Genomic DNA, 651 nt, shown 5'->3' with positions numbered 1-651 from the left:
ATGAGTTCTCCGCACTATTTCAGGGGATAGAAGAGAGCTTTGAAGCAACGGTAGAGGCAACACCAGCAAAACCAATCACAGTGCAAGTCACCGACGATGAAACCGTCACCATTATTGACTTTAAAGGGCTAAATGATCTGTTTGGTGATACCGATGTGGCAATGTCACTACTTATAGAGTTTGAGATAAGCTTTATCGAAGATTGGGAGACGATTGGACAATTGTGGAAGGAACAGAAGTTCAAATCGCTTAAGACTGCTGCGCATCGCGTTAAGGGGGCTGCGAAAATGGTCGCTTGTGACGCACTGGCCAATCCGCTGGCGAGTATTGAAGCTCTATCGGATGATCTTGCTTCACAATCAGTCGATGTATCAACGGTTGAAGCCCAAATGAATGGCTACATTCAAGACGTTCAACGGGTATCTGCGCAATTCGCACAAGAGCTCGAACAACTGCGAGCAACCCAAACCAAAACACCACAATCAAAGGCCTACTCTTTCGAGTAAGCCTTGAGTTCATTCATACGCTCGCTTGTCACGTTCAGACGCTGCGATTAAGCGGGCGTATTATTGAGGATAATCTCGCGAATGGATTTAAGCGTTGCCTCCGTCGAGTGGTAGTCCAGCTCAACCTCGGTGAAAATGCCATCCA

General features: G+C 47.0%; 1 protein-coding gene and 1 pseudogene. One reads left to right on the top strand and one right to left on the bottom strand.

What is annotated here, in order from left to right; genetic code table 11:
- Nucleotides 1–506, top strand: a 506-nt coding sequence (locus KIV40_RS27625) for an Hpt domain-containing protein (protein WP_285352398.1), incomplete at its 5' end; no start/stop codon positions are given.
- A 47-nt stretch (nucleotides 507–553) separates the two neighbouring features.
- Here the strand turns inward: KIV40_RS27625 and KIV40_RS27620 are convergent.
- Nucleotides 554–651: pseudogene (locus KIV40_RS27620) on the bottom strand (DsbA family protein); the annotation flags it as partial.

The organism is Vibrio sp. D173a (assembly GCF_030248475.1).
This window is presented reverse-complemented; position numbering and strand designations above follow the sequence as displayed.